We start from the raw sequence: 17,090 nt of genomic DNA, 5'->3' as shown, positions 1-17,090 counted from the left end.
TTCAACATGTGACCACAATCGAAATCCGCGACCTGAACAAGCGCTTTGGCAGCGTCCAAGCCCTCGACGGCATGAGTTTCACCGTCCACGACGGCGAGATGTACGGCTTCGTCGGCTCCAACGGCGCCGGCAAGTCCACCACGATGCGCATCGCCCTCGGCGTGCTCGCCGCCGACTCGGGCGAGGTGCTCCTGGACGGGCGCCCGCTTGACGACGACACCCGCCGCCGCATCGGCTACATGCCCGAGGAGCGCGGCCTGTACGGCAAAGAGAAGATCCTGGAGCAGCTGGTCTTTCTGGCCAAGCTGCACGGCGTCGACGGCAAAGCCGCCAAGCAGCGCGGCACCGAGCTACTCGAGGAACTCGGCCTGGGCGAGCGTGTGAACGACAAGCTCGACGACCTCTCCCTGGGCAACCAGCAGCGCGTCCAGCTCGCCGCCAGCCTCATCCACGACCCCGACATCCTCATCCTGGACGAACCGTTCTCCGGCCTCGACCCCGTCGCCGTGGACGTGATGAGCACGATGCTCACCGACCGCGCCCGGGCAGGTGTGCCCGTCATCTTCTCCTCCCACCAGCTGGATCTGGTGCAGCGCCTGTGCGACCGCATCGGCATCGTCACCCGCGGCCACATGGTGGCCGAAGGCACCGTCGACGAGCTGCGCGCCCACGGCCCCATCCGCTTCAAGGTGGGCACCCAGGCCCGCGGCTGGATCCCGGAGGGCATTTCGCTAATCGACGACTCCGCCACCCACGTCATCCTCGAAGCCCCGAGCGTCCAGGACGACCAGCGCATCCTGCAGGCCGCTATGTCCGCAGGGCCTGTCCACGAGTTCACCCGGGTCGTGCCCGACCTGGCCGACCTGTTCAAGGAGGTTGTGCAGTAATGAAGGCTTACTCACCCATGCACACGATCACCACCACCGCGGCGCGCGAGATCCAGATCCTGCTGCTGAAGAAGGGCGTGATCATCACCTTCGTCATCCTCCTTCTGGCCATGGCCGGCTTCATCGGCTTCGCCTCCTGGCAGAAGAGCAAGGACGACGCTGACGGCGGCGACGCGAAGACTGCGGTGGCGACCGTAGGCGTCGATAAGCAACTGCTCGACGGTGCCGGGTACGACGCCCGCGAAACTGCGAGCCGCGACGAGGCGGTGCAGCTGGTGCGCGACGGCGACGTCAAGGCCGCGCTCGTGGCCGAGGGCGACCAGTGGGAGGTCATCTCGGACGGCACGCCGTCGGCCGGCATCATGGAGGGGATGGAGGCGCTCGCCGACAGCTACACCCGCGCCGAAACGCTGAACACGCTGGGCATTTCGCCCGCGGATTACGAGGCTGCCTCCCCGAACATCGACATCGTGCCGGTGGACGTGGACGAGGCCAGCGGCGAAGACTTCGAGCAGCAACTGCTCCGCCTGCTCACCACATTCGTGGCGCTGATGGTGGTCATTTTCACCGTGATCACTTTCGCCGCCCAGGTGGGCAGCCGCGTGACCGAGGAGAAATCCTCCCGCGTGGTCGAGCTCGTGCTCGCCTCCGTGCGCCCGCTGGATTTCCTGGCGGGCAAGCTGCTGGGCACGCTCGTGCTGGGCTTCCTCGCCACCGCAGTGCTGCTCATCGTCGGCGGCGTTGGGCTGAAGGTCTCCGGGCTCGTGGACGACATCGAATTCGACTGGTCCGTCCTCCCCGTCCTGCTGCTCGCCTGGCTGCTGGCCATGCTGTTCTTCGGCGCCCTCTACGCCGCCGCCGGCGCGATGGTGCAGCGCACCGAGGACCTGCAGTCCACCCAGATGCCGATCCTGCTGCTCATCATGGCTTCCGCCTACATCCCCGGCTTCGGCTGGATGAACACCGATGCCACCTGGATGCAGGTAATGAGCTGGATCCCGCCGTTTTCCATCTTCGCCGCGCCGCTGTCGTATGCCGCCGGGGACTTCACCGCGCTGCAGTTAGCCGGCTCGTTCGCCCTCGCCGCTGTGGCGACGGCGTTGGCCGTGTGGGCCGCCGCCCGCATCTACAAGCGCACGATCCTGAATAACGGCAGCGTGACCAAGTGGTCGCAGCTGCTGCACAGGGGCTAGCGTGCGCGCATTTTGGCGATGAACTGCTCGGCGTCGAACTCGGCGCCGAGTTCTCCTTTTTCTACGGCGAGTGTCAGCGCGTCGAACTTCTGCTCCCGCTCCTCCACCAGCCGCAGCCCCTCGCGCAGGACTTCGCTGGCAGACGCGTAGCGGCCGTCTTGGATGAGCCGGGCGATGAACGCGTCGTAGCGTTCCCCGAGTACAACTGAAGTGTTCTTAGCCATACCGGCACGCTACCAACATTTAGGAGTAGATCGCATGGCTCTCGGCGACGGCCCCCTGATCGTCCAATCGGACAAGACCGTCCTGCTCGAAGTCGCGCACCCGGACGCGCCCAAGGCCCGCGCCGCGCTCGCCCCGTTCGCGGAGCTTGAGCGCGCCCCCGAGCACGTGCACACCTACCGCATCACCCCACTCGCGCTGTGGAACGCCCGCGCCGCCGGCTTCGACGCCGAGCAGGCCGTGGACGTGCTCGAACAGTTCTCCCGCTTCCCGGTGCCGCAGGCGCTGCTCGTGGACGTCGCCGAAACCATGGCCCGCTACGGCCGCCTCAAGCTGGTCAAACACCCCGCCCACGGGCTCATCCTCGAGGCGGACGACCCCGCGATCCTCTCCGAGGTCACCCGCAGCAAGAAGATCCAGCCACTCATTGCCAAGCCTATCGATGACACCACGGCCCCCGTCCACCCCTCGGCCCGCGGCCAGATCAAGCAGGAGCTGACCAAGCTGGGCTGGCCGGTGGAGGACCTCGCCGGCTACGTCGACGGCGAATCCCACCCGATCGCGCTCAACCACGACGGGTGGGAGCTGCGCGACTACCAGCAGTACGCCGCCGAATCGTTCTGGGAGGGCGGCTCCGGCGTCGTGGTGCTGCCCTGCGGCGCCGGCAAAACCATCGTCGGCGCAGCATCGATGGCCCAGGCGCAGACCACCACGTTGATCCTGGTCACCAACACCGTCGCCGGCCGTCAGTGGCGGGACGAGCTGCTGCGCCGCACCACGCTCACCCCCGAGGAGATCGGCGAGTACTCCGGTGAGAAGAAGGAAATCCGTCCCGTGACCATCGCCACCTACCAGGTGGTCACCCGCAAGACCAAGGGCGAATACCGCGCGCTCGAACTTTTCGACTCCCGCGACTGGGGCCTCATCATCTACGACGAGGTCCACCTCCTGCCCGCCCCCGTCTTCCGCATGGCCGCCGACCTGCAGTCGCGCCGCCGACTCGGGCTCACCGCCACCCTCGTGCGCGAGGACGGCCGCGAAGACGACGTCTTCTCCCTCATCGGGCCCAAGCGTTACGACGCCCCATGGAAAGAACTCGAGATGGCCGGCTACATCGCCACCGCCGAATGCGTCGAGGTCCGCACCACGATGACCGACGAGGAGCGCCTCACCTACGCCACCGCCGAGACGCGGGAGCGCTACCGGCTCGCCGCCTGTTCGCGTGGGAAGCTGAAAGTCGTCGATACGCTGCTTGCGAAACACGCGGGCCAGCCGACCCTCATCATCGGGGCGTACGTGGACCAGCTCGAGGAGATCGCATCGCGTATCGACGCTCCGCTGGTCGACGGCAAAACCACCACCAAAAAGCGCGAGCAGGCCTTCGACGCGTTCCGCGCCGGCGAGATCACGACCCTGGTGGTTTCGAAGGTGGCGAACTTCTCCATCGACCTCCCCGAAGCCGCCGTGGCCATCCAGGTCTCCGGCACGTTCGGCTCACGCCAGGAGGAGGCCCAGCGGCTGGGCCGGCTGCTGCGGCCCAAGGCCGACGGCGCCGAGGCAGTGTTCTACACTGTGGTCGCGCGCGACACGCTCGACGCCGAGTATGCCATGCACCGGCAGCGCTTCCTCGCCGAGCAGGGCTACGCGTACCGGCTGGTGGACGCCGCCGACCTTTAAACTTGGATGCCATGAGTGGCATGAAGGTTTTCAAGTTCGACGTCGACGAGGCCTACGCGAAGCAGCACAACGAGATGGTGCGCGACACCCGCAGCCTCGTCGCCTCCGGCGTGACGCTCTTTGTACTCTCCGTCGCCGGCGCCGCGCTCGTCTGGTTCCTCGTGGACAGCGGCTCCCCCTGGCACATCCTCGGCTCGCTTGGGCTTGCGTTGTTCGGCGTGCTCATGCTCGTGGTGGCGCTGCTCATCCCCCGTAGCGTGGGCAAGACGCAGCAGCTTTACGACGCCCACCCCCTCGCCCCCGCCATCATCACCGAGCGGGCTGGAACCACCGTCACCCTCACCGCGCTGGTGAACAAGAACGTCGACCCAGCAGCACCCCCGGCGTGGGCCATCACCTCCCGCGTCGTACATCCCATCCCGAACACCCCGGACGCGACGGGCACTAAGGTTCCGGTCGCCGCAGTTGGTGCACAGCGCTCCTCCCGGGACCAGCAGCACTGGATGACCATCACCCCGATGCCCATCGCGTGGGGCACCCCCGACACGGACGTCATCACGGAGGCACGGAAGGCAGTCCCCCAGGAACAGTGGGTCGCGCTGCAGAAGGCCGCGAAAAGCCCCGAACTCATCGAGCGCTCCAAGAACAGCGTGGTTGAGCTGTAGGTCGGGGTGCGCCGGGGCCGACCGGGGTTGGCTCGGGGGTTCTGGATGCGGTTGCTAGCCCTCAGCGTGGTGGCCCACACGTTTTGCCTGGTGGCCTGTTACTCGTGTGACAGCCTTGTCGTTGAGGGCTAGTGAGCTGGTGCCCGTGCTAGCCCTCAGCGTCGTGCTCCGCGGGTTTACCCAGGTGGCGTGTGACTAATGTGGCGGTTTCCGCGCTGAGGGCTAGCAGCACTGGCAGCGTTCCGCCCCTCCAATGACATCCAAGCCGCACTGCGGGGTGTGAGGCGATTGCGCTGTCCGCAGCGCAGAAGTCCGCAGTCCGGAGTGGCGGGATCCGCAATGAGGCCAGAGCATCTTCCCGCGCTGCGCTCCAGGTCCGGTATCCGAAGTGTGTAGGTACCCGCGTTGTCCGCAATGCGGAGCTGCGGTGTCCGCAATGCTTAACCGGTGTTGTCCGCAACAAAACGAAAGTCCCTTCCTCACCGCGAAACAAGTCCGCATTGCGGAGTATGTAGGTACCTGCAGTGTCTGCAATGCGGAGCCGCGGTGTCCGCCAGGAGTCCGCAATGAGGTTGGGCCGTCTTGCACGCCGGGAAGTCTGCGTTGTGGAGTGTGAAGGTACCAGCGTTGTCTGCAATGCAGAGTCGCGGTGTCCGCAATGAGGGTGAAGTACCTTTCCCCACTGCGAACCAGGTCTGCATTGCGGAGTGTGTAGGTACCTGCCGTGTCCGCAATGCAGACTGGTGGAGTCCGCAATGAGACTGAACCGACTTACCCGCCGGAAAGCCCCCGTCGCGGGATCGGTGGGTACCTGCAGTGTCCGCAATGCGGTGTCTGCGATGCGCGTGCGTGGTGTGTGCTGGGGGTTGGGTATAAGGCAACACCCGCCGCGCACCATTAGGGTTGGTGTGTGGCGGGTGTTGGTGTGAAGTTGTTGGGTCGGCGGTAACCTACTCTCCCACCTCCTCCCGGGGGCAGTACCATCGGCGCGGGCGGGCTTAGCTTCCGGGTTCGGAATGGGACCGGGCGTTTCCCCGCCGCTATCAACCACCGACACATCTATGTGGGGGGTACACGATGTGTCTGTGTGTATTTGGTTGTGTGATTGTGTTGGTGTTGTGTCAGTGACTGCACAGTGGACGCGGTGGATTGTTTTCTTGTCGTGTTTCGTGTTTGGTTGTTTGGTGTTTTGCACACTTGGTTGAGCGTGTTGGTGTGTTTATTGGTGTATTAGTACCGGTCGCCTCCACACCTTGCGGTGCTTCCAGTTCCGGCCTATCAACCCAGTAGTCTGCTGGGAACCTCGAATGAAACCTCATCTTAAAACAGGCTTCCCGCTTAGATGCTTTCAGCGGTTATCCCTTCCGTACGTAGCCAACCAGCGATGCTCCTGGCGGAACAACTGGCACACTAGAGGTACGTCCGTCCCGGTCCTCTCGTACTAGGGACAGCCTTTTTCAAGTTTCAACGCGCGCGGCGGATAGAGACCGAACTGTCTCACGACGTTCTGAACCCAGCTCGCGTGCCGCTTTAATGGGCGAACAGCCCAACCCTTGGGACCTACTCCAGCCCCAGGATGCGACGAGCCGACATCGAGGTGCCAAACCATCCCGTCGATATGGACTCTTGGGGAAGATCAGCCTGTTATCCCCGGGGTACCTTTTATCCGTTGAGCGACACCACATCCACAAGTAGGTGCCGGATCACTAGTCCCGACTTTCGTCCCTGCTCGACTGGTAAGTCTCGCAGTCAAGCTCCCTTGTGCACTTACACTCTTGCACCTGATTGCCAACCAGGCTGAGGGAACCTTTGGGCGCCTCCGTTACATTTTGGGAGGCAACCGCCCCAGTTAAACTACCCACCAGGCACTGTCCCCAACCCAGATCATGGGCCAAGGTTAGATATCCACTACGGTCAGAGTGGTATTTCAACAACGACTCCACCACCACTAGCGTGACGGTTTCACAGTCTCCCACCTATCCTACACAAACCGCACCGAATGCCAATACCAAGCTATAGTGAAGGTCCCGGGGTCTTTTCGTCCTGCCGCGCGAAACGAGCATCTTTACTCGTACTGCAATTTCACCGGGCCTGTGGTTGAGACAGCAGGGGAGTCGTTACGCCATTCGTGCAGGTCGGAACTTACCCGACAAGGAATTTCGCTACCTTAGGATGGTTATAGTTACCACCGCCGTTTACTGGGGCTTAAATTCTCCGCTTCGACCCAACAAGGGGTCTAACAGGTCCTCTTAACCTTCCAGCACCGGGCAGGCGTCAGTCCGTATACATCAACTTCATCGTCTTCGCACGGACCTGTGTTTTTGATAAACAGTCGCTCCCCTCTCTTCTCTGCGACCACCCTCAGCTTCCACCACGTGTGTGGTGTCACCGAGTGTGGTCCCCCTTCTCCCGAAGTTACGGGGGCATTTTGCCGAGTTCCTTAACCACAGTTCACCCGAGCGCCTTAGTATTCTCTACCTGACCACCTGTGTCGGTTTAGGGTACGGGCCGTACACGCACATCGCTAGAGGCTTTTCTCGGCAGTCCAGGATCACCAACATCACCCAACGTTTGGGCTACGCATCACGCCTCACACATAGTGACAGCCACATTTGACATGCTGTCGTGCCACACGCTTGCACCGCAATCCAATAAGCGGCTCGGCTACCTCACTGCGTCACCCCATCACTGACCTACCACGGATCAGGCCCCACGCGTTACCACCAACTGATCATCAATGATGATCATGCCGGCGGGTCAGGGTGGTTAGTATCACCGCTTCGATACTGGGCGCGCGTATACGGGTACGGGAATATCAACCCGTTGACCATCGACTACGCCTGTCGGCCTCGCCTTAGGACCCGACTCACCCTGGGAAGACGAACTTGACCCAGGAACCCTTAGTCATCCGGCGGGCAAGATTCTCACTTGCCATTCGTTACTCATGCCTGCATTCTCACTCGCGTGCAGTCCACCCCGCCTTACGATACGGCTTCACCCCACACACGACGCTCCCCTACCCAACAAAACATTGTTGCCGCGGCTTCGGCGGTGTGCTTGAGCCCCACTACATTGTCGGCGCGGAACCACTCGACCAGTGAGCTATTACGCACTCTTTCAAGGGTGGCTGCTTCTAAGCCAACCTCCTGGCTGTCATCGCGATCCCACATCCTTTTCCACTTAGCACACCCTTAGGGGCCTTAACCGGCGATCTGGGCTGTTTCCCTCTCGACTATGAAGCTTATCCCCCACAGTCTCACTGCAATGCACCACTTCAACCGGCATTCGGAGTTTGGCTGACGTCGCTAAGATGATAGTCCCGCTCAACCAACCAGTAGCTCTACCTCCGGCAAGCTCACATCACGCTGCACCTAAATGCATTTCGGGGAGAACCAGCTATCACGGAGTTTGATTGGCCTTTCACCCCTACCCACAACTCATCCCCTCAGTTTTCAACCTAAGTGGGTTCGCGCCTCCACAACCTCTTACAGCTGCTTCACACTGGCCATGGGTAGATCACCCCGCTTCGGGTCCAGGACATGCCACTCAAAAACACCCTATTCGGATTCGCTTTCGCTACGACTACCCCACACGGGTTAACCTCGCGACATGCCGCTGACTCGCAGGCTCATTCTTCAAAAGGCACGCCATCACACACATACAGGTGCTCTGACGGATTGTAAGCGCATGGTTTCAGGAACTCTTTCACTCCCCTCCCGGGGTACTTTTCACCATTCCCTCACGGTACTTCATTCACTATCGGTCACACTGAGTATTCAGGCTTACCGGGTGGTCCCGGCAGATTCACAGCAGATTCCACGAGCCCGCTGCTACTCGGGAACACAAACAACACAACCACACATGCCTTCACGTACGGGACTTATCACCCACTCCGGTGCACCATCCCAGATGCTTCCGCTGACACACGCGCATCATGCTCACAGTTGACAGCCTGCGACATTCATGCCCCACAACACCGCACACGCAACCCCTGCCAGGTATCACACGCACACGGTTTAGCCACCATCCGCTATCGCTCGCCACTACACACGGAATCACAATTGTTTTCTTCTCCTACGGGTACTGAGATGTTTCACTTCCCCGCGTCAACCCCCACACAGGCTATGCATTCACCTGCAGGTAACACCACACAACTGGTGCTGGGTTTCCCCATTCGGACATCCTCGGATCAACGCTTTGTTGGCAACTCCCCGAGGCATAACGCAGCCTCACACGTCCTTCATCGGCTCAGCATGCCAAGGCATCCACCATACGCCCGTAACAAAACACACGGACACACAATCAGCGCACAAAACACTAAAACACAAAAAAAGAAAGAAAAATAATGCTCGCGTCCACTATACAGTTCTCACACAACACCACCCCCCACAAGCACACCACCACCAACACAGCAGCAGCACACCCACGACAGGGGCACAATCAGGAACACACACACTCGTGCTGCCCCAGACACCCAACAGTGCACCAACAAACCACTTTTGCCACGCAACCAGGTCACTCAACCCACCACACACACACCGTGTTCACGCGCAACCCCTTTGTGGTTGCTCCCTATCCACCCCACACACAATGAGGCAGGTGCGCATCCACTCCGGATTTCTCAAAATACAGGTGGCAGTCACACACTCGGTGACATCAACCACCACACCCACAACTGCGGGCAAACATAAAGCTCCTTAGAAAGGAGGTGATCCAGCCGCACCTTCCGGTACGGCTACCTTGTTACGACTTCGTCCCAATCGCCGATCCCACCTTCGACAGCTCCCTTTCACAGGCCACTGGCTTCGGGTGTTACCAACTTTCATGACGTGACGGGCGGTGTGTACAAGGCCCGGGAACGTATTCACCGCAGCGTTGCTGATCTGCGATTACTAGCGACTCCGACTTCATGGGGTCGAGTTGCAGACCCCAATCCGAACTAAGGCCGGCTTTCAGCGGTTAGCTCACCCTCACAGGCTCGCGGACGCGTTGTACCGACCATTGTAGCATGTGTGAAGCCCTGGACATAAGGGGCATGATGATTTGACGTCATCCCCACCTTCCTCCGAGTTAACCCCGGCAGTCTCTCATGAGTCCCCGGCCGAACCGCTGGCAACATAAGACAAGGGTTGCGCTCGTTGCGGGACTTAACCCAACATCTCACGACACGAGCTGACGACAACCATGCACCACCTGTACACCAACCACAAGGGAAACTACATCTCTGCAGCGATTCAGTGTATGTCAAGCCCAGGTAAGGTTCTTCGCGTTGCATCGAATTAATCCACATGCTCCGCCGCTTGTGCGGGCCCCCGTCAATTCCTTTGAGTTTTAGCCTTGCGGCCGTACTCCCCAGGCGGGGCGCTTAATGCGTTAGCTACGGCACGAACCCCGTGGAAGGGACTCACACCTAGCGCCCACCGTTTACGGCATGGACTACCAGGGTATCTAATCCTGTTCGCTCCCCATGCTTTCGCTCCTCAGCGTCAGTTACTGCCCAGAGACCTGCCTTCGCCATCGGTGTTCCTCCTGATATCTGCGCATTCCACCGCTACACCAGGAATTCCAGTCTCCCCTACAGCACTCAAGTTATGCCCGTATCGCCTGCAGTCCCGCAGTTAAGCTGCGGACTTACACAAACGACGCGACAAACCACCTACGAGCTCTTTACGCCCAGTAATTCCGGACAACGCTCGCACCCTACGTATTACCGCGGCTGCTGGCACGTAGTTAGCCGGTGCTTCTTCTCCAGGTACCGTCAATTCCTCTTCGTCCCTAGCGAAAGGAGTTTACAACCCGAAGGCCGTCATCCCCCACGCGGCGTCGCTGCATCAGGCTTGCGCCCATTGTGCAATATTCCCCACTGCTGCCTCCCGTAGGAGTCTGGGCCGTATCTCAGTCCCAATGTGGCCGTACACCCTCTCAGGCCGGCTACCCGTCGACGCCTTGGTAGGCCATTACCCCACCAACAAGCTGATAGGCCGCGAGCTCATCCCACACCGAAAAAACTTTCCACCACACCATCCAAAATGCGGTCCTATCCGGTATTAGACCCAGTTTCCCAAGCTTATCCCGAAGTGCAGGGCAGATCACCCACGTGTTACTCACCCGTTCGCCACTCGAGTACCAGTGCAAGCACTGGCCTTTCCGTTCGACTTGCATGTGTTAAGCACGCCGCCAGCGTTCATCCTGAGCCAGGATCAAACTCTCCACAAAAAAGTTTCAACAAAACCAGTGAAACAGGCCGTGAAAAGCCCAAAACCCAACCAAAAAACAAACCAAACCAACACCACCACCAATAACAGCAGCAGCATCAGACCTGGCAAAAAATCCAAAAATTACAAAGGTTCAACACCAACCCCCACCCGACAGGGAAAAAAAGGGGGTCAGCAAAAAACGCGAGAAAATCAACCAACCCGCGCACACCAAACCAAACAGCAGCATGATCCATCAATGGATTCAACCACACCACCACCGGCACACACCCAAACAAACACAAAGGATGCAAAACACAGTGCACACAAGGCAGGCAAACAACCCACGCAACAAAAGTACATTGGCACACTATCGAGTTCTCAAACAACACCAGCACACCCAGCAACCAGAACCACACAGTCCCAGCCGATCAAGCGGCGCAAAAGAGTAAGTTACCCACCCGGTAAACAAAAGTCAAACCCAAGTTCAACCACCGTTCACCAAACGGCAACCATATCAACTTCACTCATTCCCCCTGACCGGCAACAACCGCTCAGAAGCAACGGATCGATATATAACCACGAACCACCAACCAACACAAACACCCAGGCAGCGAGGTATTTTAGTGGTATGCGGCGTTCGGCCCGTGAGGCCCGTCGATACCCTGCACCGGCGTATCGAAGATCTTGGTGGGAAGGTCGTCGCGCAGATGTAGTCGGCGTAGCGCGCGACGAAGTTAATGTCGTGCAGCATGATAACGATGGTGCGCCCGAATTCGCGTGCTGCGGCGTGTCTTGGCCCAGGCACCATCGCCACGTAGGCGCGCTTGCGCTGTCCACCCAAAGAAGCCGATGTAGCGCGAGATGATCGCTCCGTTCTGGCATCGGTGAGACAGACAAATTGTCCGCTACGGTTGAGGATCTCGGTGTATCCTTCACCGCGGTGACGTTCTTGAGCGGCGCGGAGTCGTTGATTACGGACAGCACCCCCCGAGCGTCCGCGTATCGACGACCAAAGGCCTAGCGACCAGCCCCCGGCTGGAACTCGATCGCCTTGCCCTGGGCACCCAGGGCAATCGTGTTCGTGTCAATGCGGTACACCGACGGGTTGGCGCGCAGGATCGCCTTGAGTTCGTCGGCCTTATTCATCGCCGCTGGCTCGCACAGGCGCTGAGTCTCGGCCATCGGCCCGACGTGCACCGCCCCGCGCCCGTCGACCTCGTAGGACGCGTTACCGGAATTGCAGCCGTCGTAGTAGTACACCCGGCCTTCCGGATAGAAAGTGAGGGCGATGTTCGGGTCGTCCTTCGCCTCGATGGGCTTCGCCAGCGCCGCCTTGGCTTCCCGCACGGGCAGCGGCTGGGCCCCTTCGGGCAGGTCCTTCATCACGAAACCACTCCCCTGGCGCATCACCGCGCTGTCCTGCGTCGACAGCGCCTGTTGCACCCACTGGTCGACACCCTGGCCAGTGGACGACATCTGGGCGCTGGCGACTCCGGCGCCGAGGACGGCACCAGCAGACGCGGCGAGCGCGGTTGCGGCGGACACAATTTTCGCTGTCGTTGACATCGTTTTGGAAGTCATGCGCCCGACCGTACGTGGTGGCGCCGAGGGCGCAATGGAATTCACCGAACGCGCACGGAACTCCAACACGCTGTCCACCCTCTTCTACGGTGAAACCCCCGACCGTGCAGGTCGGGGGTTTCACACTCGGTGGAGCCGCCGGGAATTGAACCCGGGTCCTTCATCACCGCGCCAGGGCTTCTCCGTGCGCAGTCCGCACGTCGTCTCTCATCGACCCTCCGGATCAGGCAAACATGTCCGGATGACGGGCCCAGTCAGTGAAAGGTGTCCCTTCCAAGGCCCCACTGACACGGCCGGAAGGCAAGTCCCCTTAGTCGACGCCAGGTACCGGGTCGGGGACTTCCCCGGCCTGACGGACACGCAGGTCGCTTGCTCTATTTATTAGGCAGCGAGGGCGTAGTCACGCTGAGAGTTCTTCTCTGCGTTTATTGGTTACAGCGACGCTTACGGTGGTCTCCTGCCTGCACCGGCACGCTTCCCCTGGCTAAGTAGATGAAGTCGAAACCAGAATCGACCCCTTCGACTACGGGAACCGTAGGAGATGAAATGCTACCGCACGCGGCCCAGATGCACAAGAGGCGTTACGACGTCCGCGCCGGGCGCACGCGGAGAAACTCCACCACCGCGTCCGGCCCTGCGTCGACGGCCAACCGGGCCGCCTTGGCCACCTCCGCGGCGTCCATCTTCGGCCGGCCGTCATCGCCGGCGAGCATGTCCGTGTCGGTGCGCCCCGGGTGCAGGGAGGTCACGCGGATCCTGCCCGCCTCCTCTTCTTGCAGCGCGTCGGTAAATCCGCGCAGGGCGAACTTCGACGCGCAGTAGGCGGTGTTGTCCGCGACGCCGTGGAAGCCGGCGCCGGAGTTGATGGCGATGATGAGGCCGGAGGAACGTCGCAACGCAGGCAGCACCGCGCGGGTAAGCGCGACCGGCGCGAGGAGGTTCACGGCCATCGACTCGCGCCACTGCTCGTCGGTGAGCTCCTCGAACGGGCCCTTGTGCAGCACGCCGGCGGCGAGGACGAGGACATCGAGCTCCTCGATCTTGGAGGCCGCCTCCAAGATCGCGTCGGTGTCGGTGAGATCCACCTCGAACGGCTCGGCGCTGGGCAACGCGGCGACGACGTCGGAGGCGTCCTTCGATGCGCCGGCGTAGATGTGGTGGTCGCGGCCGAGCTCCTCGGCGATGGCGCGGCCGATGCCGCGTGATGCTCCGGTAATGAGTGCCTTCTTCATAGGCACCCACCGTAGCGAAATTAGGCCTTGATCCCCTTCAGCTTGCGGCCGAGGTCGCGGGTGATTTCGCGGTCCTCGGTGCGGCGCTTGATGTCGCGGCGCTTGTCGTAATCCTGCTTGCCCTGGGCGAGGCCGAGCTCGACCTTCGCGCGCCCGTCCTTGAGGTAGAGCGACAGCGGCACCAGCGTGCGGTTGCCGTCACGGAGCTTGCCCTCGAGCGAGTCGATCTCGCGGCGGTGGAGCAAGAGCTTGCGGGTGCGGCGCGGGGGGTGATTCGTCCAGTGTCCGCGCGAGTACTCCGGGATGTGCATGTTGCGCAGCCAGACCTCGCCGTTGTCGACGGTGGCGAAGGCCTCGACGAGCGACACCTTGCCCTCGCGCAGCGCCTTGATCTCCGTGCCCTGGAGCACGAGGCCGCACTCCCAGGTGTCCAAGATGGTGTAATCGTGGCGAGCTTTCCGGTTGGTCGCGAGGACACCGGTGTTGGAAAGCTTCGTCTTCTTGTTCTTCTTGGACATAAGAGCGCTAAGTGTACCCCCTACCGCCCTACTTACGCACGTAGGAGCGCAGCGCCACCTGCGCCGCGATGCCACCCAGCACCATGGCGACGAGCCCCACGAGCGGCATGACCGTCCACACCGCGCTGTCCGGCACTCGGGCGATGAGCTGGGAGGAGTAGAGGTCGCCGAGCATCGGGTCGACGACGAACTGCTTGCCGGCCCACACGCCCACGGTGGCCAGCACCGCGCCGATGAGCACGGAGAGCACGGCCTCGAGCACGAACGGCGCCTGGGTAAACCAGCGCGAGGCGCCCACCATGCGCATGATGCCGATTTGCTCGCGACGGTTGTACGCGGCGAGCTGAACCATGTTGGCGATGAGGAACACCGCGGCGAGCGCCTGCGCCGCCGCCACGGCGAACGCGGCGTTGCGGAACGTGTTCAGCGTCCCCGCCGCGGAGCGCACGGTGTCGGCCTGGTCGGTGATCACCGCGACCTGAGGCATGTCGCGGACCTTGTCCAGCGGCGCGGTGTTCGTCGGGTCCTTCAGCCGCACGTGCAGCGCCGCAGGCAGCGCGTCGGGGGCGGTTTCGCGCACAAGCTCCGGCTCGGAGTCCTGAAACAGCTCCACGAAGCGCTGGTAGGACTGCTCGCGGGAGCGGAACGTCACCTGCTCCACCTCGCTGTCCGCCTGCAGGGTGTCGCGCACCTGCTTGCAGGCGTCGGAGGAGCAGTCCTTGTCGTTCGCGGAAATGTCTTCGTCGAGCTCCACCATCACCTCGACGCGGTCGAGGTAGAGATCCTTCGTCTCCGCGGTCGCCTTCGAGATGAGCGCGCCGGTGCCCACGAGCGCGAGCGAAAGCGCGGTGGTGATCACGAGCGCAATAGTCATGGTGAGGTTGCGGCCGAGGCCTTTAAACCCTTCGCGGAAGATGAAATTCCAGTTCATGGTTACTTCCTCACATCCCCGTAGACCCCGTTGGTTTCGTCGCGCACGATCTTGCCCAGTTGCAGCTCCACGACACGCTTGCGCATCTCGTCCACCGCGCGCGCGTTGTGCGTGGACATGATCACCGTCGTACCCATGCGGTTGATGCGCGCAAGCAGCGCCATGATCTCGCTGGCGGTGCCGGGGTCGAGGTTGCCCGTAGGTTCGTCGCAAAGCATGAGCTTCGGCTTATCGACGAACGCACGAGCGATGGCCACGCGCTGCTGCTCGCCGCCGGAAAGTTCCTGCGGCATGCGCTGGGCCTTCGACGCGAGGCCAACGAGTTCGAGGGCCTCCGGGACGAGTTTGGCGATGCGGTCTTTCGGCTTGCCGATGACCTCGAGCGCGAACGCGACGTTGTCGTAGACGCTCAGCCGCGGCAGGAGGCGGAAATCCTGGAACACGTAGCCGATGGACTGGCGCAGCGCGTTGACCTGCTTGCCGGAGAGCGCGTTGACGTGGAAGTTGTCGAAGTAGATGTCGCCCGAGGTGACGTTCTCCTCGCGGATAAGCAGCTCCAGAAACGTGGACTTGCCGGAGCCGGACGCGCCGATGAGGAAGATGAATTCGCCGTCGGGGATCTCGAGGCTGACGTCGGACAGCGCGGGGCGCGTCGACGTCGGGTACGCCTTGGTCACATGGTCGAATCGGATCACGCGGCTCACCTTACCTGTTACTGCTGTGATTCCTGTTGCTGCTGCGCCATGCGCCAGCGGATCCCGGCCTCGAGGAACCCGTCGATGTCGCCGTCGAGCACCTTCTGCGGGTCGCCCACCTCGTACTCCGTGCGCAGGTCCTTCACCATCTGGTACGGGTGCAGCACGTAGGAGCGCATCTGGTTGCCCCAGCTCGCGTTGCCGCCGGCGCCGAGCGCATCGAGTTCCGCCTTCTCCTCCTGGCGCTTGCGCTCGAGCAGCTTGGACTGCAGCACGTTCATCGCGGAGGCCTTGTTCTGGATCTGGGACTTCTCGTTCTGGCAGGTGACCACGATGCCGGTGGGCAGGTGCGTGATGCGCACCGCCGAGTCGGTCGTGTTCACCGACTGGCCGCCCGGCCCGGAGGAGCGGTAGACGTCGACGCGGATGTCGGAGTCCGGAATGTCGATGTGGTCGGTTTGCTCCACCACCGGCAGCACCTCCACCTCGGCGAACGAGGTCTGGCGCCGGCCCTGGTTGTCAAACGGCGAGATGCGCACGAGCCGGTGCGCACCCTGCTCGACGGAGAGCTGGCCGTAGAGGTACTCGCCGTGCACGACGAAGGTGGCCGACTTGATGCCGGCCTCCTCCGCGTAAGAAATGTCGTAGACGTCGACCTTGTGCCCGGCCTTTTCCGCCCAGCGCACGTACATGCGCATGAGCATCTCGGCCCAGTCCGCGGCGTCGACGCCGCCGGCGCCGGAGCGGATGTTCACCACGGCCTCGCGCTGGTCGTACTCGCCGGAGAGCATCGTCTGCACCTCGAGCGAGTCGATCTGGGCGGCGACGTCCGCCAGCTCCTCGTCGGCCATCGAGGCGTCGCCTTCCTCCTCGGCGAGCTCGTACATGACCGGGAGGTCGTCGATACGCGAGCGCAGCGAGGACACCTTTTTCAGCCGCGCCTGCACGTTGGACAGCTCGGTGGTCACCTGCTGCGCGTGCGCCGGATCGTCCCAGAGCGACGGGTCGCCCGCCTGCGCCTCGAGTTCGCGGGCGCGCTCGGCGAGGTCGTCGAGGTCCATCACCTTCTCAATGGTGGAAAGCGTGGCACTGAGGGTGTTGATTCGCGCGTGCGTCTCCGGCTGCATGCTGGGCAAGTTTAGCGAACCGCCTGCCGGAACCTGAAAGACGCGTTAGACTGCCTGGCGTCCCAACACGGGCGCCCGGGGCACCGGGCTGAGATCGCGCTGACGCCACACGTGCACAGCCGCGCGAGCACCGTTCGAACCTGTCTGGTTAGCACCAGCGAAGGA

The 17,090-nt window shown here is 62.1% G+C and carries 11 protein-coding genes, 3 rRNA genes, 1 other RNA gene and 1 pseudogene; 4 read left to right on the top strand and 12 right to left on the bottom strand.

Features of this window, described 5'->3' with window-relative positions:
* Positions 1-8: 8 nt before the first annotated feature.
* The gene (locus CJEDD_RS03390) at positions 9-887 is read left to right on the top strand and encodes an ABC transporter ATP-binding protein (RefSeq protein WP_081764578.1); all 879 of its coding nucleotides are present in this window, start codon (positions 9-11) and stop codon (positions 885-887) included.
* Positions 887-2,080 carry an ABC transporter permease gene (locus CJEDD_RS03385; RefSeq protein ID WP_042408902.1) on the top strand — a complete coding sequence of 398 codons (1,194 nt, stop codon included), beginning with the start codon at positions 887-889 and terminating at the stop codon, positions 2,078-2,080. The genes CJEDD_RS03390 and CJEDD_RS03385 overlap by 1 nt, the downstream gene beginning before the upstream one ends.
* On the opposite strand, the gene CJEDD_RS03380 is transcribed toward CJEDD_RS03385, so the two are convergent.
* The gene (locus tag CJEDD_RS03380) at positions 2,077-2,304 is read right to left on the bottom strand and encodes a type II toxin-antitoxin system ParD family antitoxin (RefSeq protein WP_042408901.1); all 228 of its coding nucleotides are present in this window, start codon (positions 2,302-2,304) and stop codon (positions 2,077-2,079) included. The two genes, CJEDD_RS03385 and CJEDD_RS03380, sit on opposite strands and share 4 nt — an antisense overlap.
* A 34-nt stretch (positions 2,305-2,338) precedes the next feature.
* Here CJEDD_RS03380 and CJEDD_RS03375 point away from each other — a divergent pair, with 34 nt between their 5' ends.
* Complete coding sequence (locus CJEDD_RS03375; RefSeq protein WP_042408898.1) at positions 2,339-3,979, top strand: DNA repair helicase XPB; 1,641 nt, start codon at positions 2,339-2,341, stop codon at positions 3,977-3,979.
* Between the two features lie 11 nt (positions 3,980-3,990).
* Positions 3,991-4,644, top strand: a complete 654-nt coding sequence (locus CJEDD_RS03370) for a DUF3239 domain-containing protein (protein WP_337956178.1) — start codon at positions 3,991-3,993, stop codon at positions 4,642-4,644.
* Between the two features lie 937 nt (positions 4,645-5,581).
* Here the strand turns inward: CJEDD_RS03370 and rrf are convergent.
* The 11 genes and pseudogenes from rrf to prfB all read right to left on the bottom strand — a co-directional run bounded on the left by rrf (position 5,582) and on the right by prfB (position 16,925).
* Positions 5,582-5,699 (bottom strand): 5S ribosomal RNA (rrf, locus tag CJEDD_RS03365).
* A 156-nt stretch (positions 5,700-5,855) separates the two neighbouring features.
* Positions 5,856-8,936, bottom strand: a 23S ribosomal RNA gene (locus CJEDD_RS03360).
* Positions 8,937-9,345: 409 nt separating this feature from the next.
* A 16S ribosomal RNA gene (locus tag CJEDD_RS03355) occupies positions 9,346-10,860 on the bottom strand.
* Together the 16S, 23S and 5S rRNA genes form the textbook arrangement of a ribosomal RNA operon.
* A gap of 601 nt (positions 10,861-11,461) precedes the next feature.
* A pseudogene (locus CJEDD_RS03350) lies at positions 11,462-11,679 on the bottom strand (iron ABC transporter ATP-binding protein); the annotation flags it as partial.
* Positions 11,680-11,858: 179 nt separating this feature from the next.
* Entirely contained in the window at positions 11,859-12,422 is a 564-nt protein-coding gene (locus tag CJEDD_RS03345; protein WP_081764615.1) for an META domain-containing protein, read from the bottom strand.
* A 127-nt stretch (positions 12,423-12,549) separates the two neighbouring features.
* Positions 12,550-12,940: a transfer-messenger RNA gene (gene ssrA, locus CJEDD_RS03340) on the bottom strand.
* Positions 12,941-13,003: 63 nt separating this feature from the next.
* On the bottom strand, positions 13,004-13,654 hold the full coding sequence (locus tag CJEDD_RS03335; protein ID WP_042410056.1) for an SDR family oxidoreductase: 651 nt from the start codon (positions 13,652-13,654) through the stop codon (positions 13,004-13,006).
* A gap of 20 nt (positions 13,655-13,674) precedes the next feature.
* Positions 13,675-14,172 (bottom strand): SsrA-binding protein SmpB, encoded by a 498-nt coding sequence (smpB, locus tag CJEDD_RS03330; protein WP_042410059.1) that lies wholly within the window; start codon positions 14,170-14,172, stop codon positions 13,675-13,677.
* A gap of 28 nt (positions 14,173-14,200) precedes the next feature.
* A complete protein-coding gene (ftsX, locus tag CJEDD_RS03325; protein ID WP_042410063.1) occupies positions 14,201-15,103 on the bottom strand; it encodes a permease-like cell division protein FtsX in 903 nt (300 codons plus the stop codon).
* A gap of 2 nt (positions 15,104-15,105) precedes the next feature.
* Positions 15,106-15,798: a cell division ATP-binding protein FtsE gene (gene ftsE / locus CJEDD_RS03320; protein WP_042410066.1), complete on the bottom strand. Its 693-nt coding sequence runs from the start codon at positions 15,796-15,798 to the stop codon at positions 15,106-15,108.
* Between the two features lie 17 nt (positions 15,799-15,815).
* Positions 15,816-16,925: a peptide chain release factor 2 gene (prfB, locus tag CJEDD_RS03315; RefSeq protein WP_273657617.1), complete on the bottom strand. Its 1,110-nt coding sequence runs from the start codon at positions 16,923-16,925 to the stop codon at positions 15,816-15,818.
* Between the last annotated feature and the right edge of the window lie 165 nt (positions 16,926-17,090).

Source organism: Corynebacterium jeddahense (genome assembly GCF_028609865.1).
GTDB lineage: Bacteria > Actinomycetota > Actinomycetes > Mycobacteriales > Mycobacteriaceae > Corynebacterium > Corynebacterium jeddahense.
This window is presented reverse-complemented; position numbering and strand designations above follow the sequence as displayed.